Origin of the sequence: Agrobacterium leguminum (assembly GCF_005144435.2) — a bacterium.
GTDB lineage: Bacteria > Pseudomonadota > Alphaproteobacteria > Rhizobiales > Rhizobiaceae > Agrobacterium > Agrobacterium leguminum.
This window is the reverse complement of sequence record NZ_CP120212.1, coordinates 1,876,388-1,898,465: the sequence shown is the minus strand read 5'-3', so window position 1 is coordinate 1,898,465 and position 22,078 is coordinate 1,876,388. Positions and strand designations below refer to the sequence as shown.

24 protein-coding genes are annotated in these 22,078 nt (G+C 61.4%); 14 read left to right on the top strand and 10 right to left on the bottom strand.

Annotated elements, in window-relative coordinates:
• The first annotated feature begins 148 nt into the window (after nt 1–148).
• From CFBP4996_RS23250 to CFBP4996_RS23240, 3 genes are read left to right on the top strand one after another with little or no spacing between them, the layout of a single operon-like run.
• Nucleotides 149–499 (top strand): DUF488 domain-containing protein, encoded by a 351-nt coding sequence (locus CFBP4996_RS23250; protein ID WP_003520958.1) that lies wholly within the window; start codon nt 149–151, stop codon nt 497–499.
• A 55-nt stretch (nt 500–554) separates the two neighbouring features.
• Complete coding sequence (locus tag CFBP4996_RS23245) at nt 555–2,069, top strand: UbiD family decarboxylase (RefSeq protein ID WP_162936030.1); 1,515 nt, start codon at nt 555–557, stop codon at nt 2,067–2,069.
• Entirely contained in the window at nt 2,066–2,656 is a 591-nt protein-coding gene (locus CFBP4996_RS23240; protein ID WP_080853635.1) for a UbiX family flavin prenyltransferase, read from the top strand. Before CFBP4996_RS23245 ends, CFBP4996_RS23240 begins: the two co-directional genes overlap by 4 nt.
• Nucleotides 2,657–2,660: 4 nt before the next feature.
• Here CFBP4996_RS23240 and CFBP4996_RS23235 read toward each other — a convergent pair whose 3' ends face one another.
• A complete protein-coding gene (locus CFBP4996_RS23235) occupies nt 2,661–3,338 on the bottom strand; it encodes an NnrU family protein (protein ID WP_080853636.1) in 678 nt (225 codons plus the stop codon).
• Between the two features lie 12 nt (nt 3,339–3,350).
• On the bottom strand, nt 3,351–3,506 hold the full coding sequence (locus CFBP4996_RS23230; RefSeq protein ID WP_003504656.1) for a hypothetical protein: 156 nt from the start codon (nt 3,504–3,506) through the stop codon (nt 3,351–3,353).
• A 137-nt stretch (nt 3,507–3,643) separates the two neighbouring features.
• On the opposite strand from CFBP4996_RS23230, the gene CFBP4996_RS23225 reads away from it, so the two are divergent.
• The 8 genes from CFBP4996_RS23225 to CFBP4996_RS23190 all read left to right on the top strand — a co-directional run bounded on the left by CFBP4996_RS23225 (nt 3,644) and on the right by CFBP4996_RS23190 (nt 10,316).
• Nucleotides 3,644–4,177 carry a cytochrome c oxidase subunit 3 gene (locus tag CFBP4996_RS23225; RefSeq protein ID WP_080853637.1) on the top strand — a complete coding sequence of 178 codons (534 nt, stop codon included), beginning with the start codon at nt 3,644–3,646 and terminating at the stop codon, nt 4,175–4,177.
• A gap of 4 nt (nt 4,178–4,181) precedes the next feature.
• A complete protein-coding gene (locus tag CFBP4996_RS23220; protein WP_080853638.1) occupies nt 4,182–4,472 on the top strand; it encodes a hypothetical protein in 291 nt (96 codons plus the stop codon).
• A gap of 166 nt (nt 4,473–4,638) precedes the next feature.
• A complete protein-coding gene (locus CFBP4996_RS23215) occupies nt 4,639–5,091 on the top strand; it encodes a c-type cytochrome (protein ID WP_046800955.1) in 453 nt (150 codons plus the stop codon).
• Nucleotides 5,092–5,115: 24 nt separating this feature from the next.
• A complete protein-coding gene (locus CFBP4996_RS23210) occupies nt 5,116–6,462 on the top strand; it encodes a nitric-oxide reductase large subunit (protein WP_020811069.1) in 1,347 nt (448 codons plus the stop codon).
• Nucleotides 6,463–6,527: 65 nt separating this feature from the next.
• The gene (locus CFBP4996_RS23205; RefSeq protein ID WP_080854802.1) at nt 6,528–7,340 is read left to right on the top strand and encodes a CbbQ/NirQ/NorQ/GpvN family protein; all 813 of its coding nucleotides are present in this window, start codon (nt 6,528–6,530) and stop codon (nt 7,338–7,340) included.
• Nucleotides 7,341–7,356: 16 nt separating this feature from the next.
• The gene (locus tag CFBP4996_RS23200) at nt 7,357–9,255 is read left to right on the top strand and encodes a nitric oxide reductase activation protein NorD (RefSeq protein ID WP_080853639.1); all 1,899 of its coding nucleotides are present in this window, start codon (nt 7,357–7,359) and stop codon (nt 9,253–9,255) included.
• A 143-nt stretch (nt 9,256–9,398) separates the two neighbouring features.
• Complete coding sequence (locus tag CFBP4996_RS23195; protein WP_080853640.1) at nt 9,399–9,704, top strand: DUF2249 domain-containing protein; 306 nt, start codon at nt 9,399–9,401, stop codon at nt 9,702–9,704.
• A 78-nt stretch (nt 9,705–9,782) separates the two neighbouring features.
• Entirely contained in the window at nt 9,783–10,316 is a 534-nt protein-coding gene (locus CFBP4996_RS23190; protein ID WP_080853641.1) for a DUF2249 domain-containing protein, read from the top strand.
• A gap of 83 nt (nt 10,317–10,399) precedes the next feature.
• Here CFBP4996_RS23190 and CFBP4996_RS23185 read toward each other — a convergent pair whose 3' ends face one another.
• The gene (locus CFBP4996_RS23185; protein ID WP_080853642.1) at nt 10,400–11,632 is read right to left on the bottom strand and encodes an NnrS family protein; all 1,233 of its coding nucleotides are present in this window, start codon (nt 11,630–11,632) and stop codon (nt 10,400–10,402) included.
• A gap of 236 nt (nt 11,633–11,868) precedes the next feature.
• Here CFBP4996_RS23185 and nirK point away from each other — a divergent pair, with 236 nt between their 5' ends.
• The 3 genes from nirK to CFBP4996_RS23170 all read left to right on the top strand — a co-directional run bounded on the left by nirK (nt 11,869) and on the right by CFBP4996_RS23170 (nt 14,890).
• Nucleotides 11,869–13,011, top strand: coding sequence for a copper-containing nitrite reductase (gene nirK / locus CFBP4996_RS23180; RefSeq protein WP_080853643.1), 1,143 nt, complete (start codon nt 11,869–11,871; stop codon nt 13,009–13,011).
• 109 nt (nt 13,012–13,120) lie between these two features.
• Nucleotides 13,121–14,038: an SUMF1/EgtB/PvdO family nonheme iron enzyme gene (locus CFBP4996_RS23175; protein WP_080853644.1), complete on the top strand. Its 918-nt coding sequence runs from the start codon at nt 13,121–13,123 to the stop codon at nt 14,036–14,038.
• 150 nt (nt 14,039–14,188) lie between these two features.
• Nucleotides 14,189–14,890: a Crp/Fnr family transcriptional regulator gene (locus CFBP4996_RS23170; RefSeq protein ID WP_078053290.1), complete on the top strand. Its 702-nt coding sequence runs from the start codon at nt 14,189–14,191 to the stop codon at nt 14,888–14,890.
• A gap of 58 nt (nt 14,891–14,948) precedes the next feature.
• Here CFBP4996_RS23170 and CFBP4996_RS23165 read toward each other — a convergent pair whose 3' ends face one another.
• From CFBP4996_RS23165 to CFBP4996_RS23135, 7 genes are all read right to left on the bottom strand, one after another.
• Nucleotides 14,949–15,344 carry a c-type cytochrome gene (locus tag CFBP4996_RS23165; protein WP_080853645.1) on the bottom strand — a complete coding sequence of 132 codons (396 nt, stop codon included), beginning with the start codon at nt 15,342–15,344 and terminating at the stop codon, nt 14,949–14,951.
• 69 nt (nt 15,345–15,413) lie between these two features.
• On the bottom strand, nt 15,414–15,974 hold the full coding sequence (locus CFBP4996_RS23160) for a gluconate 2-dehydrogenase subunit 3 family protein (protein ID WP_080853646.1): 561 nt from the start codon (nt 15,972–15,974) through the stop codon (nt 15,414–15,416).
• Complete coding sequence (locus CFBP4996_RS23155) at nt 15,974–17,659, bottom strand: GMC oxidoreductase (protein WP_080853647.1); 1,686 nt, start codon at nt 17,657–17,659, stop codon at nt 15,974–15,976. The genes CFBP4996_RS23160 and CFBP4996_RS23155 overlap by 1 nt, the downstream gene beginning before the upstream one ends.
• Before the next feature lie 148 nt (nt 17,660–17,807).
• The gene (locus CFBP4996_RS23150) at nt 17,808–18,662 is read right to left on the bottom strand and encodes a sugar phosphate isomerase/epimerase family protein (protein ID WP_162936031.1); all 855 of its coding nucleotides are present in this window, start codon (nt 18,660–18,662) and stop codon (nt 17,808–17,810) included.
• A gap of 129 nt (nt 18,663–18,791) precedes the next feature.
• Nucleotides 18,792–19,961, bottom strand: a complete 1,170-nt coding sequence (locus CFBP4996_RS23145; RefSeq protein ID WP_080853649.1) for a Gfo/Idh/MocA family protein — start codon at nt 19,959–19,961, stop codon at nt 18,792–18,794.
• 11 nt (nt 19,962–19,972) lie between these two features.
• The gene (locus tag CFBP4996_RS23140) at nt 19,973–21,022 is read right to left on the bottom strand and encodes a sugar phosphate isomerase/epimerase family protein (protein WP_080853650.1); all 1,050 of its coding nucleotides are present in this window, start codon (nt 21,020–21,022) and stop codon (nt 19,973–19,975) included.
• A 33-nt stretch (nt 21,023–21,055) separates the two neighbouring features.
• Nucleotides 21,056–22,078 carry a LacI family DNA-binding transcriptional regulator gene (locus tag CFBP4996_RS23135; protein ID WP_137396295.1) on the bottom strand — a complete coding sequence of 341 codons (1,023 nt, stop codon included), beginning with the start codon at nt 22,076–22,078 and terminating at the stop codon, nt 21,056–21,058.

The window sequence follows — 22,078 nt, the reverse complement described above, 5'->3', positions numbered from 1 at the left end:
AAAGGTCCTGTCGGCTCAGTTGCGGGCGGCAACCTAACCGCAGCGCGAGGATGGCGGTTTGAGCGAACGCAAAGACAGAGAAATTTTCGGGTGCACCTTCACAAAAGCCGCTATAAATCATTCACTTGCCAAGCGAAGGAGGTCACCCGTGTCCGATTTAAGGGTCAAACGGATTTACGAACCCGCCAGCGACGATGACGGCGCGCGCATTCTGGTGGACAGGCTGTGGCCGCGCGGCATGAGCAAGGAAAACGCAAAGCTTTCCCTGTGGATGAAGGAAATCGCGCCCAGCAACGAATTGCGCAAGAACTTCTCCCATATGCCGTCTCGCTTTGAGGAATTCACCCGGCATTATCATGAGGAGCTTTCCGCCAATCCCGATGCCGTGGCGCACATGAAGGAGCTGATGGCGAAGGGCCGGGTCACGCTGCTTTATGCCGCCCACGATACCGAACACAACCACGCCCTGGTTCTCGCCGACTATCTTCGTTCGCACTGAGCCGCATTTGCGGCAGCGCAAGGACATGCCGCACTGGCGCCTGCAAACAGGCGGCATGAGAAACGAAGTAACAGAAACGAGACCCATCCGCATCGCCGATCTGCGCGGTTTCATCCGGCTGCTGGAAGAGCGCGGGCAGCTGCGGCGAATCCGCCAGCCGGTATCGCTGGTGCACGAAATCACTGAAATCCACCGCCGCGTGCTCGCCGATGGCGGGCCGGCGCTGCTGTTCGAGCGACCTGTCGACCATGAGGGCAAGGTGCGGGAGATACCGCTACTTGCCAATCTGTTCGGCGCGCGGCAGCGCATCGAATGGGGGCTCAGGCTGGAAACCGGCGGCCTGCCTGCACTTGGACAAAAGCTCGCCGAATTGCGCGAGCCGCAGCCGCCGAAATCCATGGCAGAGGCATGGGGTAAGCTGCCTTTGCTGAAGGCCGCACTATCCATGCGGCCACGCAACGTCTCGCGCGCGCAGGTGCAGGAAAAGGTACTGACGGGTGATGCGGTCGATCTTGCCTGCCTGCCGGTGCAATGGTGCTGGCCGGGCGAGCCGGCCCCGCTCATCACCTGGCCGCTGGTCATCACCCGTTCGCCTGACGATCCCGACGATATCAATGTCGGCATCTACCGCATGCAGGTGCTTGGCCCGGACAGGGTGATCATGCGCTGGCTGGCGCATCGCGGCGGCGCGCATCACCACCGGTTGTGGCGGGCGCGCGGGCTGGATATGCCCGTTACCGTCGCCATTGGGGCCGATCCTGCCACCATTCTCGCCGCCGTGATGCCGCTTCCCGACCATATCAGCGAGCTTGGCTTCTCCGGCCTGCTGCGCGGCTTGAAAAGCCGCATTGCCAGAGCCTTGACCGTGCCGATGCCGGTGCCAGCCAATGCCGAAATCGTGCTGGAAGGTACCATATCTGCAACGGAAACGGCACTCGAAGGCCCCTATGGCGACCACACCGGCTATTATAATTCGGTCGAATCCTTCCCGATCATGACGCTCTCGGCAATCACCATGCGTCGCGATCCGATCTATCTTTCCACCTATACCGGCCGGCCGCCGGATGAGCCTTCGGTTCTGGGCGAAGCCATGCTTGAGATTTTTCTGCCGCTCGTGAAAAAGCAGTTTGCGGAAATCGTCGATCTGTGGATGCCGCCGGAGGCCTGTTCCTACCGCGTCATGGTCGCATCCATCGACAAGCGTTACCCGGGACAGGCAAAGCGGGTGATGATGGGCCTCTGGTCGATGCTGCCGCAGTTCAGCTATGTGAAGCTCATCATTCTGGTCGATCCCGACATTGATGTGCGCAACTGGGCGGATGTCATCTGGGCGCTCTCCACCCGCTTCGACGCCTCGCGCGATACGATGATCATAAACGATACGCCCATCGATTATCTCGACTTCGCCTCTCCTAAAGCCGGTCTCGGCGGCAAGATGGGGCTGGACGCCACCCGCAAGCTACCGCCGGAGACGGAGCGCGAATGGGGCCGCGTGCTATCCATGACGCCTGACGTGATCGCAAAAGTGGATCTGATGTGGCGCGATCTCGGCCTTGGAGAACGGCCATGACACCGTGCCGCGTCGTGGTCGGCGTCACCGGCGCCTCGGGTGCCGGCATCGCCCTGCGTATCATCGAACGCCTTGCCGGGATGAAAAGCGTCGAAATCCATCTCGTCCTGTCGCAATCCGCCAGACGCACCGTGTTGCATGAGGAAGGGGCGCAAGCCATAGGGCGGATGTTTTCGCTCGCCAGCGTCAATCATGCCATCGACGATATCGGCGCGGCGATTGCCAGCGGCTCTTTCCCGACGGCCGGCATGATCGTCGCCCCCTGCTCCATGCGGACGCTCGCGGCCATTGCAACCGGGCTTTCGGACAATCTCCTCACCCGCGCCGCCGATGTGCATCTGAAGGAGCGCCGGAAACTTGTGCTGATGACGCGCGAGACGCCGCTGCATCTCATCCATCTGCGCAACATGTGCACGGTGGCGGAGGCTGGCGCCATCGTCATGCCGCCAGTGCCGGCCTTTTACAACAGGCCGCAAAGCGTCGACGATATTGTCGACCAATTCGCCGCCCGCGCCATCGATCAGCTCGGCATCGCTTCCGCGCCACAGGCGCCGATATGGCAGCCGCATATGGTGAAGGCGCGCTAAGCGATCAGAGATAGGCCATGGGGTCCGCGCCGAAAAGCATGGCATGGCCGCCGGCCAGCAGCCACCACACCGTCAACCCCGTCAGCGCCGCGGCAAGCAGCATCGGCCCATCCACGGCGATGCGGGTTTTGCCGGAAAGGATCGCTGCGAAGGGAACCACAGCGCTTCCGGCAGCCGCCAAGTTCCACGCATTACCCAGTCTTTTCCGCGCACGTTTTTCGGTCATGGCCATTCCGCCCATCGAAAACAGTGCAAAGCCGCCGAACAGGATGACGGAGCGCAGGTCGCCATTCGGCACGACATGGCCAAGCGACCAGAACAGGAAACCGACAAGGACAGGATGGCGGGTAATGCGCACGATTGCCCCGGGCTCCTGCCCCTGCCGCACGGAAATGGAGAGCGGATTGACGCTGAAGAGGCCTGCCAGCACGAAAAACAGGCCAATTGGGGCAGCGAGAAACGTGACATGCGCCTGCCAGGGCGCGACATCCCAGAGCGGAATATAATCGACCGACAGCGCGGCATAAAATACCCAGCCCAGCGTCAGAAGCGAGACGACGGAATAAGCCCCGAAATAGGCAGGCCTGCCGATGGCCGCGATCAGCCGGCCGCGCACGGCAGGTACGGCGGGAATGGAATGCAGCGCCACGAAAAGCGAAAGAGCGGCGACAAGTTCAAGCATGCGACTGTCTTCTCACTGGTTCAGGAACAGCACCGAAGCAATGGCCACGGAGGCAAGCACAGCGGAAACCGCGCCCATGCGCTGCAACACTCCCATACGGTACAACAGCACCGCAAAGCCAATGATAACAGGGGTTGCGACAATCAGCCCGACCTGTGCGTCGTTCATGGGGAGCTCCATTTTCCAGAGTTGCGCTTTGTCATGACAATAGGACTTTGCGCGCTCCCTTCTTTGACCGACCGCAAAGAAGCGGGGTTTGAGGACGCCTAAGCGTGGCTTGCTGTTTTACAATTACGGACAAGGCCATGGCGACAAATACGGAAGAGGAAAGCGGAAATCTGCTCCTGTGGATTCTGGTCTGGAGCGAACTTGCCGCCTTCGGTGCTTTGACCGGCGCCTTCATCATCGCCTTCGCCCTCAATCCCGAGGCCTTCGCCGCCGCCCGCCAGCATCTGCAGCCGCAGCTTGCCGGCTTCAACACCCTGATTTTGCTGGCAAGCGGCTGGCAGGCGGCCGTCGCAGCCAGCCGCTACACGGCGCTGGCGGGCAAAAAGCGGGCGCTTGTCCTTGCCGGCCTGCTGGGTTTCGCTTTCGCCGGTGTGAAGCTCCATGAATATTCCACCGAAATCGCCTTCGCGTCCGATCCAGCCTATGGCGCTTTCTTCGAGCTTTATTTCCTGCTCACCGGCTTCCACCTGCTGCATGTCGTCTTCGTGGCCGTGTTGCTGTTTCTCGTCGCAGTCTTCCCGAAAAACGAGAACGTCACGCTGGTGACGACGCTATGGCATGTCATTGATCTGGTCTGGATCGTCATTTTTCCCGTTATTTATCTGGTTTGACATCATGATCCACCGCACCTCCCGCCAGCTTGCGAGAAGTTTTGCAGCACTCGCCATTTTCGTTCTCGCCGGTACGGCCGTCGTGACATCGTGGAAAGCGGCGCTTCTGCCGCCGGTCGCCGCCGCCTGCCTGATGCTGCTTTTCGCGCTCCTGAAATCCAGACGCGTCATCGACGATTTTCTGGGCTTTCGCGAAGAGCATGGCCTGCTGCGCACAGCACTTCTGGCATGGCCGGCCATCTTTGCCGCCGCAGCCCTGTTGCGGGCGTTCCTGCAGGGCATTTTGTCGCTCTGAAAAAGCGGACCACACCACCTCTCCACTTGTTTGCCAAATGGCAAAGAACGCCGGCGGCCAGCGGCTAGAAAGGGGCGAGACCCGAAGCCTGCCGGCAAATTCCGGCAAGAGGGTTCGATCAAGCCAGTCCGCATAAGCGGTCTTCCGGATGGAAAGGACCATTGGCATGGCAGAACGCCTGACCAAAACAGGAGCGCGAAACGTCTTTTACGGCGGCTCCATCTTCTTCTTCGCCATATTCGTCGGGCTGACGGCCCATAGCCATTATTACATGCGCACCACCTCGACGGATGAAAGCACGCTGACCGAAAGCGTCGCGCGCGGCAAGCACGTGTGGGAGAAAAACTCCTGCATCAACTGTCACACGCTGCTCGGCGAAGGCGCCTATTTCGCGCCCGAACTCGGCAATGTCTGGAAGCGCTATGGCGGCGTGGAAGACAAGGAGACGGCGCGCGATTCCATCAAGGCCTGGATGGCCGCCCAGCCCACCGGCATCGAAGGTCGCCGCCAGATGCCGCAGTTCAATCTCACCGAACAGGAACTCGATGATCTCGTCGATTTCCTTGAATGGACGAGCCGGATCAAGACGCAGAACTGGCCGCCGAACGATGCGGGTTGAGGTTGACGGCAAGGAGATGACGAGATGAAATACCAGACGCAAAAAGTCGCCATGCTGTATTTTTACGGCGCAATCGGGCTGTTCGTGGCGCAGATCCTGTTCGGCGTCGTCGCCGCGACGATCTACGTGCTGCCCAATACGCTTTCCGAGCTTCTGCCCTTCAACATCGTGCGCATGATCCACACCAATGCCCTTGTGGTATGGCTGCTGATGGGCTTCATGGGCTCGACCTTCTATCTTCTGCCGGAAGAAACGGAAACCGAGCTTTACAGCCCCAAACTCGCCATCGCGCAGTTCTGGATCTTCCTGGTGGCCGCCGCCGTCGCCGTGGTCGGATATATGTTCCGCATCCACGAGGGCCGCGAATTCCTCGAGCAGCCCTTCGCCATCAAGGTCGGCATCGTGCTTGTCGTTTTGATGTTCCTGTTCAACATCACCATGACGGCGCTGAAGGGCCGCAAGACCACCGTCATAAACATCCTGCTCTTCGGCCTCTGGGGTCTGGCGATCTTCTTCCTCTTCGCCTTCTACAACCCCATGAACCTCGCGCTCGACAAGATGTACTGGTGGTACGTCATCCATCTTTGGGTGGAAGGTGTGTGGGAACTGATCATGGCCTCGATCCTCGCCTTCCTGATGATCAAGCTCAACGGCATCGACCGCGAAGTGGTGGAAAAATGGCTCTATGTCATCGTCGGCCTCGCCCTGTTCTCGGGCATCCTCGGCACCGGCCACCACTATTACTGGATCGGCGCACCGGGTTACTGGCAGTGGATCGGCTCGCTGTTCTCGACGCTGGAAGTGGCCCCCTTCTTCACCATGGTCATCTTCACCTTCGTCATGACCTGGAAGGCCGGCCGCAAGCATGAGAACCGCGCGGCATTGCTCTGGTCGATCGGCTGCTCTGTCATGGCCTTCTTCGGCGCCGGCGTCTGGGGTTTCCTGCACACACTGTCTTCGGTGAACTATTACAGCCACGGCACGCAGCTCACTGCCGCCCACGGGCACCTCGCCTTCTTCGGCGCCTATGTGATGCTGAACCTTGCCATGATGGCCTATGCCGTGCCGGAAATGAAGAAACGCGCGCCCTACAACCAGTGGCTCTCGATGACGAGCTTCTGGGTCATGTGCACGGCCATGTCGGTGATGACCTTCGCGCTGACCTTCGCCGGCGTGGTGCAGATCCAGCTTCAGCGGGTCATGGGCGAAAGCTTCATGGATGTGCAGGACCAGCTGGCGATCTTCTACTGGATCCGCCTCGGCTCCGGTTTCGCAGTTCTCATTTCGGCAATCATGTTCATCTGGGCAGTCCTGGTGCCGGGCAAGCAGAAACAGGGTGACGTCGCCCGCCTCGTGCAGCCCGCCGAATGAGAAACGGACCGGCTCTCCTTTTCCCCCGGAGAGCCGGTTCCTTACCACCAACCATGGAGATGACCATGAATACGATTTTCCGCCCCGCGCCGCAGCCTTTGCCGGACACGCCGTTCTACACCCCGCTCGGCAATGAATGCACGCTGTTCGAAAGCGCCTGGGTGCGGCAATTGCCGCTTCTGCTGAAAGGCCCGACAGGTTGCGGCAAGACCCGTTTCGTCAGCCATATGGCGGCGAAACTTGGCCTGCCGCTTTCTACCATTTCGTGCCACGACGATCTTGCTGCCGCTGATCTGACCGGCCGTTACCTGCTGAAAGGCGGCGAAACCGTGTGGATGGACGGCCCGCTGACGCGATCCGTGCGCCAGGGCGGCATATGTTACCTCGATGAGATTGTGGAAGCGCGCAAGGATGTGGCTGTCGTGCTGCATCCGCTCACCGATGACCGTCGCATCCTGCCGCTGGAGCGCACCGGCGAAGTGCTGGAAGCGCCCTCCGGCTTCATGCTCGTCGTGTCCTACAATCCCGGCTACCAGAACCTTTTAAAGAGCCTGAAACCCAGCACCCGCCAGCGCTTCGTCGCCATCGAATTCGACTTTCTGCCCAAGGAGCAGGAAATCGCCGTCGTTTCGCATGAAAGCGGGCTGGATGCGCGCGATGTCGAGCCACTCGTCGATCTCGCCCACCGGCTGCGCGGTCTGAAAGGCCACGATCTGGAAGAAGGCGTTTCCACCCGCCTGCTCGTTTATTGCGCCAGCCTCATCGATACCGGCCTTCCCGCCCGCCAGGCCGTGCGCGCGGCGATGATCGAACCGCTGACCGACGAGCCGGATGTGAAATCCGCGCTGCATGAAGTGGCGGATGCGATCATCCGATAGGCGGTGAGGATAAACCATGCTGGACTTTCTGGAACTGGAAGAAACCGTCGGCCGCGCCTGGCACAGGCTGATCGGCGAAACCGGCACATGGCTGCGCTTCCCGGATCATGCCGTGAAACTGGAGGATATGCAGGCTGTACTGGCCATCTGTTTCCGGGGTTTTGGCGGTGAACATGCGGTGCAGATCGCCCCGGCCCGCGCCCGCACCTCCACACACCGGCTGAGGCTGCGCCAGCGCATGGGCCTTGGCGAAGAAAAACTTGCCCAGCCCGGACGCGATCACGCCACGCTGATGCTGCCGCCGGTGCTCGATCTATTTCCCGACCGCCACCTCAATCGCGATCTTTATCTCTGGCTCGCCGCCGCCATGGCGATGATGCCGCTTGAGCCGGTCGTGGCCGCCGATCCGCTGCGCAACGATCTTGCCCGGCTCGACCGCGCCGCAGAACTGGCAGAGGCCGTAACCCATGCTTTTCCCGGCATGAAGGCCCGTTATCGCCGGCTATGCGCCGCCATGCTTGCCATACGGCAGAAACGGCCGTTGCCACAGGTGGAACAGCAGGTAGAACAACGGGTGCTTTCCATGCTGGCCGATGCGGCAGGGATCGAAGGCTATCCGCCGCCCGCCGGTCTTCCGGAAAAAGCACCGCCACGCTACCTGCCGATGCTGCCGGTGCCGCTGTGGCCAGACACGCTGCTGCGCGAAACCTCCGAAGCCCGGCAAAGCGAGGACCAGCCGGCCGCGAGCGCCGCGCTGCAGGGGGCGGAGGCCGCCCGTCATATCGCCGTGCGCGAAAAGACGGAGAACCGGCAGACGGAACGCAGCCCCTTCATCCTCAACCGTTTCGAAAAAATCCTCGCCATGGCTGAGATGGTCGATGTCGACCGGCCGGGCGACGACAGCGACGATGCCGATGGCAGTGCGGCCGACGAGCTGGATGACATGACGCTGGGTGAAAGGAAGGGACGGCCTTCCGCCCGCTTCCGCTTCGATCTGGACCTGCCGCCCGAAGCACTGAACCATACCGCGCTGACGGCGGAGCTCACCTATCCCGAATGGGATTATCGCAGCGGCACCTATCTCGCCCATCATTGCCGGGTGATCGCCGGACCGGCGAAGGATACCGAGACGGCGCCGGAACCCGACCCGGACACTAAAAGCCTCATCCGCCGGGTCAGGCGGCAATTCGAGGTGCTGAGACCGCGTCACGAAATGCTGCGCGCCCAGCTTGACGGCAACGATCTCGATCTTGACGCGGTGGTTCGTGCCAGAAGCGATATCGCCGCCGGCGGACAGGGCAGCGACCGCATCCATATGGCCAGCCGCCCGCAGGCGCATGATCTTGCCGTGACGATCCTCGTTGACGTATCGCTGTCGACCGATGCCTGGTTCGACAATCGCCGAGTTCTCGATGTGGAGAAGGAAGCCCTGCTGGTGCTTGCCCACGGCCTTTCCGCCTGCGGCGACAGTCACTCCATCCTGACCTTCACCTCCCGCCGCCGTTCCTGGGTGCGGGTGGAGACGGTGAAGGATTTCGATGAGCCGATGGGCCACGCTGTCGAACGGCGCATCGCGGCGCTAAAGCCCGGCTTCTACACCCGCATCGGCCCCGCCATCCGCCACGCCAGCGCCAAGCTGCATGAGAGGCCGGAGCGCCGCAAGCTGCTTCTGCTGCTGACGGATGGCAAGCCGAACGATGTAGATCACTACGAAGGCCGCTTCGCCATCGAGGACAGCCGCCGCGCGGTTTCCGAGGCGCGGCGCTCGGGCGTCAGTGTCTTCGGAGTGACCGTCGACAGCAAGGCGCAATCCTATATTCCGGCCATGTTCGGCCAGAACGGTTATGCCATCGTCAGCAGGATCGCCAAGCTGCCATCGGCGTTGCCGGCAATCTATCGCAGCCTTGCCGGCTGATTGTCGCGCAGACGAACCTGACGAATCTCAGGTTTGTTTGCGCGGCGACAATGTCTCCCAACGGCACGGTGGATAGGTTTTTCCAGTCCGCCGGCCGGCCGCACCGCCGGACATAGTTTCATCCGCGGCCGTGGAGCCAGCTTATGTCCGAAGCCCAAACCGCAACCAATATCGATGTGCGCATCATTCCGCATCGCGAACGCCACCCGCGCATTTTCGGCGCGCTCGGCGCATTGGCTCAGGGGCAATCGCTGCAGATCACCAGCGATCACGATCCCCGTCCGCTGCTTTACCAGCTCGCCACCAATTTCCCCGGTGAATTCGGCTGGGAATATCTCGAACAGGGTCCGGAAGTCTGGCGTCTCGATATCGGCCGGCTTGAAGAACAGGCCGAAGGTTCCGACGAGGATATGTCCGGCTGCGAATGCTGCTGCGGTTCCGAGCATTGACCTCAGCGCCAGCGGCATGGTGAAAAGACCTCTGGCGGCCGGCCTTTGCCGCCGCCAGCCGATAGATGAGGTGATGCAATGACGGAAATGATCAGGGAACTCGATGTCCGGCCGCTTTTGCTGAGCGGCGGCGAGCCCTTTCCGGCCATCATGGAAGCCGTGGCCGGGCTTGCTCCCGGTGAGGCGCTGCGCTTATACGCCACCTTCCGGCCCGTCCCGCTGTTCAAGGTGATGGCCGAACGCGGTTTCGACCATCAGGTGAGGGAAATCGGCGGCGGCGACTGGGAAGTGCTGTTCACGCCGCAATCCACTGAAGCCGAGCAGATTTCCGTTTCGCCAGCGCTTGCGGGCAATGCCGAGGAGCCGCAGATATGGCCCGATCCGGTCATCTATCTCGATCTCAGCGACGAAACGGCCGAAGGCCAGGCGAGCCGCACGCTTGCCGCACTCGACCGCCTTCCGCCGGGCGCCGTGATCTTCGTGCTGATGCCGCAGGAGCCGACCTTTCTTTACCCCGAGCTTCTGGCCCGGGGCCACCAATGGGCCGGCAATTTCGACGAAGCGCGCACGGCATTTCGCATCTTCATCCGTGCCGGCGCGGGCGCGCATTAAGCCATCGGGTATCCCAGATAACGAAACGCCCCGGAAATTGCTTCCGGGGCGTTTCGTTTTGGCGGTGTGGCAATGAAAGCCTTCTAGGCTTTCAACGGTTTGCGCTCGCGCATCAGGATCGGTCCATATTCAACGCAGAAGAGACCGAAGCCCACGATCCAGAGGATCGCCGAGCAGGCATAAAGATGCATCATCGCACCGGGGAAGAACTCGGCTGCCGGTCTCAGCAGCGCACAAGCGATCAGCGCCACATAAGCGGCGATGGTGACCCTGCTGGCCGCGAGCTTGCGTCCGGTGTGGCCAAGGCTCGCTCTCGTCATCACCGCAAGCATCATGCAGGCAATGACGCCGACGGTGAAGACATGCAGGACGGAACGCGTGTCCATCACGTCAAGCGCCGCCAGCGCCATGGTAATGAAACCGACGGGAATGAAGGCATAGGCCACATGCAGCACCACCAGCACCTGCTCCGGCCAGGTCGTCCAGCCACGCCAGCGGATCAGACGCACGGCGTGCATGAAAGCCGCCAGAAGTGCTGTGGGCACGACCACCCTGCTCTCGGGCTCTATCGTCCAGACGGCCAGCGCCGCGATTCCGGTGAGGATGGCGGCAGTATCGAAGCCATTATAAGGCACGGGAAAATCCGTGCGGCCGAAACGGTTCAGCCAGTTGCGGGTGAAACTCGGCACGATACGGCCGCCGACGATGATGACGAGCACGGTATAGGCCGAGACGGCAAGGCGGGTCGCGATCTGGCTATGATCGCCCCCAATCGCTGCAACGTGGAATACGATGTTGGCGACGGAAAGCGCCAGCAGCCCGCCCAGCACCTTCAGGTCCTTCCATTTGCGCCCGGCAATGACCTCGCGCGCGCAGATCGTGAGAAGCGCAGGCAGGAAAAGCCCGTCAACAGCTGCGGCGGTGACCACGCCCACCTTATCCGGCACAAGCAGGAAAAGCCGGCCGGCGCACCAGAGCGCAAACAGCCAGACCAGCGGTTTGCCCGACACCGGCAGCCGCCCCGTCCAGTTCGGCACGGCCGTCAAAAGAAAACCGGCCAGCACCGCCGAGGCGAAACCGAACAGCATCTCATGGGCATGCCAGTTCGGCGCGCCATAATCCCCGCCAAGGTCGATGAAGCCGGAAAGGGCTGCGATCCACAACACCATCGCCACGATGGCCCAGAGGGCGCCGCCGAGGAAAAACGGCCGGAAGCCGTAAGAAAAGATAACCGGGCCGGTGCGCGCCAGCCCTCGTGGAATGCCGCCCTTCGGCCGGCTGCGCCCTTGGGTGAGAACGGTTTGGCTGCCACTCATTATAATGCTCCTTGCTTGGTCTTGACATATGTCTAGACCCAAGCCCGTCCGGCTTCTTTGCGAACAGGCAAAGAGGCGGTGCGACGCTTCCACACCGGCCTTCAGCCGCCTGCCAAAATGTCGCAGGGTGCCAAAAGCGAAGTTTGCTCCATCTCAAATTGTATTTCCGCCCTTCCGCTACAAATGCTGTGACAGAGCGAAACATGCTCTGCCCCAAGAGGGATAGGAGAAAAATGATGACGGAAACCTTCCACATCACACGGCGTAATATTCTCGCAGGCGCAGCATTTGCAGGGGCTATAGCTCCCGTCATCATGCCATCGGCAGCGAGCGCGGCAGAGGAAAAGAAGGCCGCAGCCAAGCCATTGACGAGCGCGGAGATTGCAGCGCTGCCTCGCGCAAAGGTTGATCTCGTCAAGCCGCCCTTCGTGCACGCCCACACGCAGAAAGCCGAAGGCGGACCGAAGATCGTCGAGTTCACGCTGACGATCAAAGAGCAGAAGATGATCCTCGACGACAAGGGCACCGAGGTCCACGCCATGACCTTCAACGGCTCGGTTCCCGGCCCCTTGATGGTGGTGCACCAGGACGACTATGTCGAACTGACCCTCATCAACCCCGATACCAATGAGCTGCAGCATAATATCGATTTCCACTCGGCCACCGGCGCGCTCGGCGGCGGCGGGCTCACCATCGTCAACCCCGGTGAAAAGGCGATCCTGCGGTTCAAGGCCACCAAGGCCGGCGTCTTCGTCTATCACTGCGCACCTCCCGGCATGGTGCCGTGGCATGTCACCTCGGGCATGAATGGCGCGATCATGGTGCTACCGCGTGAGGGCCTGACGGACGGCCACGGCAAGGAGCTTGTTTATGACAAGGTCTATTATGTCGGCGAGCAGGACTTCTACGTTCCCCGCGACGAGAACGGCAATTTCAAGAAATATGAAAGCGCCGGCGACGCCATGGCCGACACGCTGGAGGTGATGCGCAAGCTGACGCCGAGCCACATCGTCTTCAACGGCGCAGTCGGCGCCCTGACGGGGGAACACGCCCTTCAGGCCGCCGTTGGCGAGAAGGTGCTGATCGTCCATTCGCAGGCAAACCGTGATACCCGTCCGCACCTCATCGGCGGCCATGGCGATTATGTCTGGGCAACGGGCAAGTTCCGCAACCCACCGGATCTCGACCAGGAAACCTGGTTCATTCCCGGCGGTACGGCGGGCGCGGCCTTCTATACCTTCGAGCAGCCCGGCATCTATGCTTATGTCAACCACAACCTCATCGAAGCCTTCGAACTGGGCGCGGCCGCCCACTTCAAGGTGACGGGTGAGTGGAACAACAACCTGATGCAGGCGGTGCTCGCCCCCTCGAGCATCTGACACAAACGGGAGCGCGCCGCCGCCAGCGGTCGCGGCGCGCTCCCCCTTCTGCTATGCGGCCTGAAAGCAGGTCCGAACTTTGGCGTCTTCTTGACGCAGGCAGGTTCCCATGGGCATTCCCGGCAACAACCATTTCCCAAATGCCGTCTCGCTTCTTTTGCCGCTTTCGCTTGCCACGCTGCTGGCAACGGCCATCGGTTTTCAGTCCGGGATCATCCGCAGCGGCATTGATGACCGCGTGGCCATAATGGCTCCACAGGTCGTTACAGTACCCGCGGGACATTTCACCTATCGGGCGGAGGGCGAATATTTCCGCAATGGTTATGCCGTCGATGGGCCGATGGTCGACGTGACGATGCGGCAAAATCTGACGATCATGAAATATCAGGTGTCGAGCGCGGATTATGCCCGCTGCGTGGCGGAAGGTGGCTGTCAGCAGCCGGAACCCGGCTTCGCCGCTCCGATCGGCGGCGCGATACCGGCAACCGGCATCAGCCAGGATGACGCCCACGCCTATGCGGCATGGCTGAGCGAACGGACAGGCGCTGTCTGGCGCCTGCCAAGCGATGCCGAACTTGCTTTTGCCGCCGGGTCGCTTTTCCCGGATGAGACGCTCGGTGTGGCTGCGGATAGTGAAAACCCCGCTTTGCGCTGGCTGGCGGATTACGAGCGGCAGACCAGCCGCAAGGCCTCGGGCAACCCCGTTCCGCAATCTTATGGCAGCTTCGGCGAAAACGAATATGGCCTTGCCGATTTCGGCGGCAATGTCTGGGAATGGACCTCCAGCTGCAGCCACCGCGTGACATTCGGCAAGGATGGCGAGGCGATCGATAGCGTCGCCTCCTGCGGCATTCCCGTCACTTCGGGAAAACACCGGGCGGCGATGAGCGCCTTCGTCAAAAACCCGAAAAGCGGCGGTTGCGCCGTTGGCGTGCCGCCGGACAATCTGGGTTTCCGGCTGGTGAGGGATACGCGCTGGTATGCGCCGCTTCTCGAAAAGCTTGGCGCAGCCACTCCATTTTCTTGATAATCGTCAATAAAAACAATTGGTTGATTCATATCATTTGATCTTCTTCGGCCCGTGATAGTGCTGTATTGTGAGGATACAGAAGAGGCCGACACCCGGGGTGCCCATTGCGGGAACCAGGGCGGCGGCCAATCACCGGAGAGGGTGCAAGTGAAGATTGACCGAAGCGTCATCCGGTCGCTGGCCTTGTTTGCCAAGATGGCCGACGATGAGCTGGACGGACTGCTGACCCACGCCACATCCCGGCTGGTGCCGCCGGGCGAAGCCATTTTCGAGCAGGGCCAGCCGGCCACGCATTTCTTCCTGCTCATCCACGGCCGCCTGAAGGTGACGCAGGTGACCCATGACGGCCAGCAGATCATCGTGCGCGTGGTGCATCCCGGCGATCTCTTCGGTTTCGCCCGGGCGCTGCAACGGTCCGATTATCCCGGCACCGCCACGACGGCTGCGGAAAGCGTCATACTGTCCTGGCAGACGGACCTCTGGCCGCAATTCGTCGAGCAGAACCCGCATCTCGCCGTCTCCGCCATGCAGACCATCGGCCAGCGCCTCGAGGAAGCCCATACGCGCATCCGCGAAATGTCGACGCAGGAAGTGGAGCGCCGGGTGGCCCACGCCGTGCTGCGCCTCTCCCAACAGGCGGGCCGCAAGGAGCTGGACGGTATCCGCATCGACTTTCCGATCTCGCGACAGGATATAGCCGAAATGACCGGCACGACACTGCACACCGTTTCCCGCATCCTCAGCAGTTGGGAGAGCAAGGGGCTGGTGCAGGGCGGGCGGCAGAAGCTTCTGGTCTGCAATCTGCCGGGCCTCGCCCAGCTGGCGGAAGGCGAAGTGAGCCAGGTGTAGCGCGCAGGCGCCTGACCTTCGCCAGGAGCTTTACTTCCACCGGGCAGCCGTGCTGCTCTCACTCAGCGGGCTTCGAAGCGGCGCTTTCGATATAGGCGATGAGATTGTCCAGATCTTCCGGCTTGCTGATGCCGGCCAGCGCCATCTTGTTGCCGGGTATTTTCTTTTTGGGCGCGCTCAGGAAATCCCGCAATTCTTCCGGTGTCCAGACGAGACCGTCCTCGCCCGCTTTTTTCATCGCAGCCGAATAAGTATAGTCAGGCACGCCGCCTGCCGCACGGCCGATGATGCCGTTAAGCTGCGGGCCGACCCTGTTTTTCGCGCCCTCGCCTATGGCGTGACAGGCGGAACAGCGCTTGAACACCGCCTCCCCCTTGGCAACATCGCCCTCAGAAAGAGCGGGAACGGTGCTTGCGGTCAGCATAGCCGCCGCGATGATGATTGTCTTGCGCATCGTGTCATCCTTGTCTTGCCGCTTGAGTGTGGCCCGCCCGCGAATGCGGACGGGCCAACAGTTCTCTCTTCAGGTCGTGCCCCAGGCGGGCGTGCCCTTCTTGTATGGAACGCGGTCTTCGAAACCGCCGGGAATCTCGTCGTAGACGAGAACTTCCGTGGCGCCGATCTTCGAGGTGAAGAAACCAAGCAGCGTCAACTGCTTGACCAGCGTGAAGGCGTGCGGCTTTGCCGGCGTTTGTTCCGCCTTCGCCTGCTTGTCCAGCGCGGCAAGCAGCGCCTGCCGCTGTTCCGGCGTCAGCTCCAGAAAGGCCTTTTTGTGTTCGGCCTGACTGCGCTTCTCGATTTCGGAAATCGCCGAAAGGAAGAGTGTCCGCTGCTCGTCGGTGTAACAATCAGCCGCATAGACGGCCATGAAGGCACCCACTTCGGCATCCTTCGCCCCCGGCGTGGAGGTGCGGGGAATGATGGTTTCCGCCACCTCGTCCAGAAAGCGGATTTCCTCCGGGGTGAAGACGTGGGCAGCGCCGGCGGGCTTGGCGGCGTTTTCGGCAGCCGTGAGGACATCCGCGCCGATCAGCGGAAGGCCGGTGGCAATGGCTATCAGTTTCAGCAGTTCGCGTCTGTTCATCACAGGTTCCCCTTCTTGCGTTCGGAAACGGCAAAATCGGCGGCACGCGCCGTCAGCGCCATATAGGTCAAAGACGGGTTGACGCAGGAGGCCGAAGTCATGCAGGCGCCGTCAGTCACGAAGACGTTCTGCGCATCCCAGACCTGGTTGTTGCCGTTGAGGACGGAGGTTTTCGGGTCGCGCCCCATGCGGGCCGTTCCCATTTCGTGAATACCCATACCGGGGGCATAACTGCCCCGCGAGGGCTTGACGTTCTTGATGCCGACCGCCTCGAACATCTCGACGGCGTCATTGACCATGTCTTCGCGCATGTCGAGTTCGTTCTGCTTCATCTCGACATTCATGGAGAGGACCGGCAGGCCCCATTTGTCCTTCTTGTCATGATCGAGCTTCACGCGGTTGTCGTGATAAGGCAGCATTTCTCCGAAGGCAGTCATGCCGATGGTCCAGCCGCCCGGCTCGGTCAGCGCCTCCTTGTAGTCGGCGCCGATATTGAGTTCGGCGATCTCCCGCTCCCAGCGCGAACGGCTGGCAGAACCCTGATAGCCGAAACCGCGCAGATATTTGCGCTTGTCGTCGCCGGTATTGCGGAAACGCGGAATGTAGAAGCCTGCCGGACGGCGGCCCTTGAAATAGAAGTCCTCGAAGCCTTCCACCTGGCCGGTCGCGCCCATGCGGAAATGGTGGTCCATCACGTTGTGGCCGAGTTCGCCGGAGCTGCTGCCGAGGCCGCCTTCCCAGACATCGGTGGCCGAGTTCATCAGCACCCATGTCGAGTTCAGCGTCGAGGCGTTGAGGAAGATGATGTCGGCGGTATATTCGTAGGTCAGGTTGGTTTCGGCATCGATGATCTCGACGCCACGAGCCTTCTTCTTGTCCTTGTCGTAGAGGATTTCCTTGACGATGGAGAAAGGCCTGAGCGTGAGATTGCCGGTGGCGACTGCCGCAGGCAGGGTGGATGCCTGCGTGCTGAAATAGCCGCCGAAGGGACAGCCCAGCCGACACTTGTTGCGGAACTGACAGCGCGTGCGCTCCTGATCGGGAAGTTCCTGGGTGATGTTGGCGCAGCGTGAATTGATGAGGTGGCGCGTGCCCTTGAACGCCTTCTTCAGCCGGCTGGCCACATCCTGTTCCACGAAATTGAGCGGAATGGGCGGCAGGAATTCGCCATCGGGAAGAATGTCCAGCCCCTCGCGGCTGCCGGAAATGCCGGCAAAGCGTTCGACATAGTCATACCAGGGGGAGACGTCTTCATAGCGGATCGGCCAGTCGACCGCGATACCGTCTTTCGCATTGGCCTCGAAATCGATCTGCGACCAGCGATAAGTCTGGCGGCCCCAAAGCAACGAGCGACCGCCGACATGGTAACCACGGAACCAGTCGAAGCGCTTTTCCTCGACATAGGGCGTTTCCTGCTCATCGGCCCACATGCCGAGCGTCGCCTCTTCCAGCAGGTAATCGCGGCTGAGAACGGGGTATTTCGCCTTCATCTCCTGCGTGGCGCGGTTGCGATGGGGATAATCCCAGGCTTCCTTGTCGGCATTCTGATAGTCGGTGACGTGCTCGATATTCCGGCCGCGCTCCAGCATCAGGACCTTCAGGCCCTTTTGCGTGAGTTCCTTTGCGGCCCAGCCTCCACTGATGCCCGAGCCGACAACAATCGCGTCATAATGATTGTCTGCCATGATAACTCCTCCGATATGTGCTTGAAAAAACGACAGAGCAAAGCGCTTCCCGTCGCGACGCGGCGGAAACTGGTCATGCGTCTGTCGAACCTCATGCTCCCCGCCGAAACCGGCCGCCGGGGAGCGGTTCTGGTTTTACTGGCAGTGTTTACTGAATGGTCGGCAGGCGTTCGTTGAGGAACGCGTTGCCCTTGGTCACCACCGCTTCGGCATCGAGCGGAAGATCGTGCTCAAGGATGAACCATTTTGCGCCGGCATGTTTGGCCGCCGGCAGAATTGTCTTCCAGTCGAGAACGCCGGTGCCGAGCGTCGCAAAGCCGCGCTCATTTTCCGCCGTGCCCGCAGGCGCGTTGTCCTTGGCGTGGATGGCAAAAACCTTGCCCTTCAAGGTGCCGAGGAATTCGGCCGGATCATTGCCGCTGCGCGCCACCCAGGCGACATCGACTTCGGCCTGCAGTTTCGGGCCTGCCGCGTCGAGCAGCAGTTCCAGCGCCGTCTTGCCGTCGAATTTGACCATCTCGAAGTCGTGGTTGTGATAGGCCATGGAGAGGCCCGCCGCCGAAAGCTTGTCCGCGTAACCGCCAAGCTCCTTGCCGAAGGCGGTCCAGCCGGCAGCGTCCTTCGGGCGGTCTTCCGGCTTCAGGAACGGCACGGTAACGACGGGATTGCCGACGGCCTTCTGCTCGGTGATGACTTCATCGAGATTGCCGCGCAACTTGTCGATCGGCACATGCGAGGAAATGACCTTGATCTTGTGCTTTTCCAGCAGCGTGTTCAGTTCGCCGGCGCTGACCTTCTGCATATCCACCGTTTCCACGGCGGAGACGCCGGCGCGGTTGAGGATGGCAAGCTGCTCCTCCAGCGTTCCGGAATTGCGCAGCGTGTACATCTGCGCGGCAATCGGCAGCACCTTGCTGTCATCGGCGAAAACCGGATTTGCGAAACCGGCCGCAAGTCCGACGACGAATGCCATGCCAGCGAATTTTGACTTGAACGTTTTCAAACGCGTAACTCCCTTTCCGTTTGATCAATATGACGACACGCGTGCCCTTGCTTTTCCCGGCCGTCTGGCCGGGTCATGCCGGGCACCGCCTCCTGTGCCCTGCGTCGTCCGTCCCCGATATTGGGTGAGCTAGATGTCGATCCCGACCCAGGACGAGGTCCGACTGGACCGAACGGCCGCATCGATGAATGCGAGACCCGCAAGGCCGTCCTCTATGCCGGGATAAATCACATCCCCGGCGGCCGTTTTTCCCTCCCTCTTTGCGATGATTGCATCTGCGGCTTCGCGGTAGATCGTCGCAAAACCCTCGAGATATCCTTCCGGGTGCCCTGATGGCACGCGGCTGACGCGGTTGGCGGCAGCGCCTGCACCCGCGCCATTGCGGGTGATCAGCCGCTTCGGCTCGCCATAAGGCGTGAACCACAGCTCATCCGGCACCCGGTGGTGCCATTCAAGCCCACCCTTGTCGCCATAGACCCGCAGCGACAGGGCGTTTTCATTGCCGACCGCGATCTGGCTTGCCCAGAGCATGCCTTTCGCGCCGCTTGCATAACGAAGCAGAATATTGGCGCTGTCATCCAGCTGCCGGCCAGGAACGAAAGAGGTCAAATCGGCATAAAGGCTTGCGGGGATTTCACCCGTCACAAAGGCGGCAGCGTTGAAAGCGTGCGTGCCGATGTCGCCGATTGCTCCGCCCGCGCCGGAACGGCTGGGGTCCGTGCGCCATTCCGCCCCCTTTGCGCCGGTCTTTTCAACGGCTTCGGTCAGCCAGTCCTGTGCATATTCGGCCTGAACATGGCGCAGCTTGCCGATTTCGCCACTCGCCACCATTTCCCGCATCTGCCGCAGCATCGCGTAGCCGGTGTAATTATGCGTCAGGACGAACAGGCTGTCGGATGCCCTGACGATCTCGGCCAGTGCCTTTGCTTCCTCCAACGTCGCGGTAACCGGCTTGTCGCAGATGACGTGGATGCCGGCTTCGAGAAAGGCCTTGGACGGGGCGAAATGCAGATGGTTCGGCGTGACGATGGCGACTGCCTCGATACCGTCCTCGCGTCCGGCCTCGGCCGCCGCCATGTCCTCGAACGAGGCATAGGAACGCTCAGGCGCAATGCCGAGCAGGGTTGCCGAAGCGTTAGCGCGTGCGGGATCGGAGGAAAGCGCGCCGGCCACCAGTTCGTAACGGTCATCCAGCCGGGCCGCGATGCGATGCACCGCCCCGATGAAGGCGCCCTGACCGCCACCGACCATGCCGAGACGAATACGGCGGCTATCGAATTTTGCTGTTGCGGAGGACATGATGTTTCCTTTCAGAGACCGAGAAGGCGACGATTGGCGGCATCATCGACACCGCTTTTGGCGAAATCGTCGAAAGCCCGTTCGGTCACGCGGATGATGTGGTTTTCTATGAAGCCGGCGCCTTCGCGCGCGCCGTCTTCCGGATGCTTCAGCGCGCATTCCCACTCCAGCACCGCCCAGCCATCGAAGTCATATTGGGTGAGCTTGGAAAACACCGCGCCGAAATCGACATGCCCGTCGCCGAGCGAGCGGAAACGTCCCGGCCGGTCGACCCAGCCTTGATAACCGCCATAAACGCCGGAACGGCCGGTCGGATTGAATTCGGCATCCTTCACGTGAAAGGCGCGGATGCGCTCGTGGTAGATGTCGATGAAATAGAGATAATCCATCGCCTGAAGGACGAAGTGGGAGGGATCGTAGAGGATGTTGGCGCGCAGGTGATTGCCGGTAGCCTCGAGGAAACGCTCGAAAGTGATGCCGTCATGCAGATCCTCGCCGGGATGCAGCTCATAGCAGAGATCGACGCCGCTCTCCTCGAAGGCATCGAGAATGGGGGTCCAGCGTTTGCCCAGCTCCGCAAATGCCAGTTCGACGAGGCCTGCCGGGCGCTGCGGCCATGGGTAAACGAAGGGCCAGGCGAGTGCGCCGGAGAAGGTGGCGTGGCTTTTGAGGCCAAGATGCTGCGAGGCTTTCGCCGCATATTTCAGCTGGTTGACCGCCCATTCCTGCCGCGCCCTGGGTTTGCCGCGCAGTTCAGCGGGTGCAAAACCGTCGAACATTTCGTCATAGGCCGGGTGAACGGCGACGAGCTGGCCCTGAATATGGGTCGAAAGCTCGGTGATCTCGATACCCATCTCGGCAAGCCGGCCCTTGATATCGTCGCAATAGGTCTTGGATGCAGCAGCCTTCTCAAGATCGAAGAGCCTGGGATCGGTCGGCACCTGAATGCCCTTGTAACCGAGGGAAGCCGCCCATTGGCCGAGATTGTCGAGCGTGTCGAAGGGGGCCTTGTCCCCGACAAATTGCGCGAGGAAAATCGCCGGGCCTTTGATCGTCTTCATGTCCTTACACTCCTTGCATTCACAGTCTGGCCGCTACCGATGCGGCGGGCGGCAGGACGCGACTGAACCGCGCACCACCAGTTCCGTATCCAGCACGATGGTCTCGGCCGTGCGTTTGCCGTTCAGCCGGTCGACCATCAGCGCCATCGCCCTGCGGCCCATTTCCTGCCGGGGCTGGCGCACCGTGGTCAGCGGCGGCTCGAAAGCATTGGCGAAAATGATGTCGTCGAAGCCGATAACGGAGACATCGGCCGGAACCGAAACGCCGCGCGCACGCAACTCGCTGATCGCGCCAATCGCCATCTGGTCGCTCGATGCGAAGATCGCGGTGAAGGCAATACCGCCTTCGAGAAGGCTGCCAATTGCCTGACGGCCGGCCTCGATGCTGTAATCGCCCGTCACGACAAGTTCGTCGGCATAAGCGATGCCGGCTTCGGCAAGTGCCGCGCGATAACCATCGAAACGCTCCTGCGCCAGACTTTCCGGGACCGGACCGGCCAGATGCACAATCCTTTGATGTCCCGCCTCGATGAGGTGGCGCATGGCGTTTTTGGAGGCGGCGCGGTTGTCCACCTTGACGGTCGGCAGCGCGAGGCCGGGTACCGTTTCCGACGCGATGACAATCGGCGGCAGCGCGTCGCCCTGATCGAGAAGCTCGGCGGGAAACTGGCCGGTCATCAGGATCAGGCCGTCGGCATGTTTCTGGCGCACCATGTCGATATGGGTCGCCACGCGGTTCTCGTCGTTGCGGGCATCGCCCATCAGCACCTTGAAGCCCGCTTCGCCCGCCGCTTCCTCAACACCCTTGTAGATTTCGAGATAAAACGGGTTGCCGATATCGCGAACGAGAAGGATGACAGTGTTGTTGGATTGGCGGCGGAAACTTGCCGCCTGCGCATTGGGAACGAAGTTGGCCTGCCGCACGGCGTCGAAAACCTTCTTGCGGGTTTCCGGGCGAACCTTGTCGGGTTGCTGCAGCGCCCGCGATACGGTCGCGATGGAAACGCCCGCAAGAGCTGCCACTTCCCTGATATTCGAACCTTGGTCTTTGCTCAT

Coding starts and splice junctions, on each gene's coding strand:
- CFBP4996_RS23155 (WP_080853647.1), bottom strand. CDS start 17,659: ATGGCAGACAATCATTATGACGCGATTGTTGTCGGCTCGGGCATCAGT.
- CFBP4996_RS23160 (WP_080853646.1), bottom strand. CDS start 15,974: ATGAACAGACGCGAACTGCTGAAACTGATAGCCATTGCCACCGGCCTT.
- CFBP4996_RS23205 (WP_080854802.1), top strand. CDS start 6,528: ATGAATACGATTTTCCGCCCCGCGCCGCAGCCTTTGCCGGACACGCCG.
- CFBP4996_RS23175 (WP_080853644.1), top strand. CDS start 13,121: ATGGGCATTCCCGGCAACAACCATTTCCCAAATGCCGTCTCGCTTCTT.
- CFBP4996_RS23235 (WP_080853636.1), bottom strand. CDS start 3,338: ATGCTTGAACTTGTCGCCGCTCTTTCGCTTTTCGTGGCGCTGCATTCC.
- CFBP4996_RS23190 (WP_080853641.1), top strand. CDS start 9,783: ATGACGGAAATGATCAGGGAACTCGATGTCCGGCCGCTTTTGCTGAGC.
- CFBP4996_RS23245 (WP_162936030.1), top strand. CDS start 555: ATGAGAAACGAAGTAACAGAAACGAGACCCATCCGCATCGCCGATCTG.
- CFBP4996_RS23200 (WP_080853639.1), top strand. CDS start 7,357: ATGCTGGACTTTCTGGAACTGGAAGAAACCGTCGGCCGCGCCTGGCAC.
- CFBP4996_RS23210 (WP_020811069.1), top strand. CDS start 5,116: ATGAAATACCAGACGCAAAAAGTCGCCATGCTGTATTTTTACGGCGCA.
- CFBP4996_RS23215 (WP_046800955.1), top strand. CDS start 4,639: ATGGCAGAACGCCTGACCAAAACAGGAGCGCGAAACGTCTTTTACGGC.
- CFBP4996_RS23220 (WP_080853638.1), top strand. CDS start 4,182: ATGATCCACCGCACCTCCCGCCAGCTTGCGAGAAGTTTTGCAGCACTC.
- nirK (WP_080853643.1), top strand. CDS start 11,869: ATGACGGAAACCTTCCACATCACACGGCGTAATATTCTCGCAGGCGCA.
- CFBP4996_RS23145 (WP_080853649.1), bottom strand. CDS start 19,961: ATGTCCTCCGCAACAGCAAAATTCGATAGCCGCCGTATTCGTCTCGGC.
- CFBP4996_RS23225 (WP_080853637.1), top strand. CDS start 3,644: ATGGCGACAAATACGGAAGAGGAAAGCGGAAATCTGCTCCTGTGGATT.
- CFBP4996_RS23195 (WP_080853640.1), top strand. CDS start 9,399: ATGTCCGAAGCCCAAACCGCAACCAATATCGATGTGCGCATCATTCCG.
- CFBP4996_RS23135 (WP_137396295.1), bottom strand. CDS start 22,078: ATGAGCAAAGACCAAGGTTCGAATATCAGGGAAGTGGCAGCTCTTGCG.
- CFBP4996_RS23140 (WP_080853650.1), bottom strand. CDS start 21,022: ATGAAGACGATCAAAGGCCCGGCGATTTTCCTCGCGCAATTTGTCGGG.
- CFBP4996_RS23230 (WP_003504656.1), bottom strand. CDS start 3,506: ATGAACGACGCACAGGTCGGGCTGATTGTCGCAACCCCTGTTATCATT.
- CFBP4996_RS23165 (WP_080853645.1), bottom strand. CDS start 15,344: ATGCGCAAGACAATCATCATCGCGGCGGCTATGCTGACCGCAAGCACC.
- CFBP4996_RS23185 (WP_080853642.1), bottom strand. CDS start 11,632: ATGAGTGGCAGCCAAACCGTTCTCACCCAAGGGCGCAGCCGGCCGAAG.
- CFBP4996_RS23240 (WP_080853635.1), top strand. CDS start 2,066: ATGACACCGTGCCGCGTCGTGGTCGGCGTCACCGGCGCCTCGGGTGCC.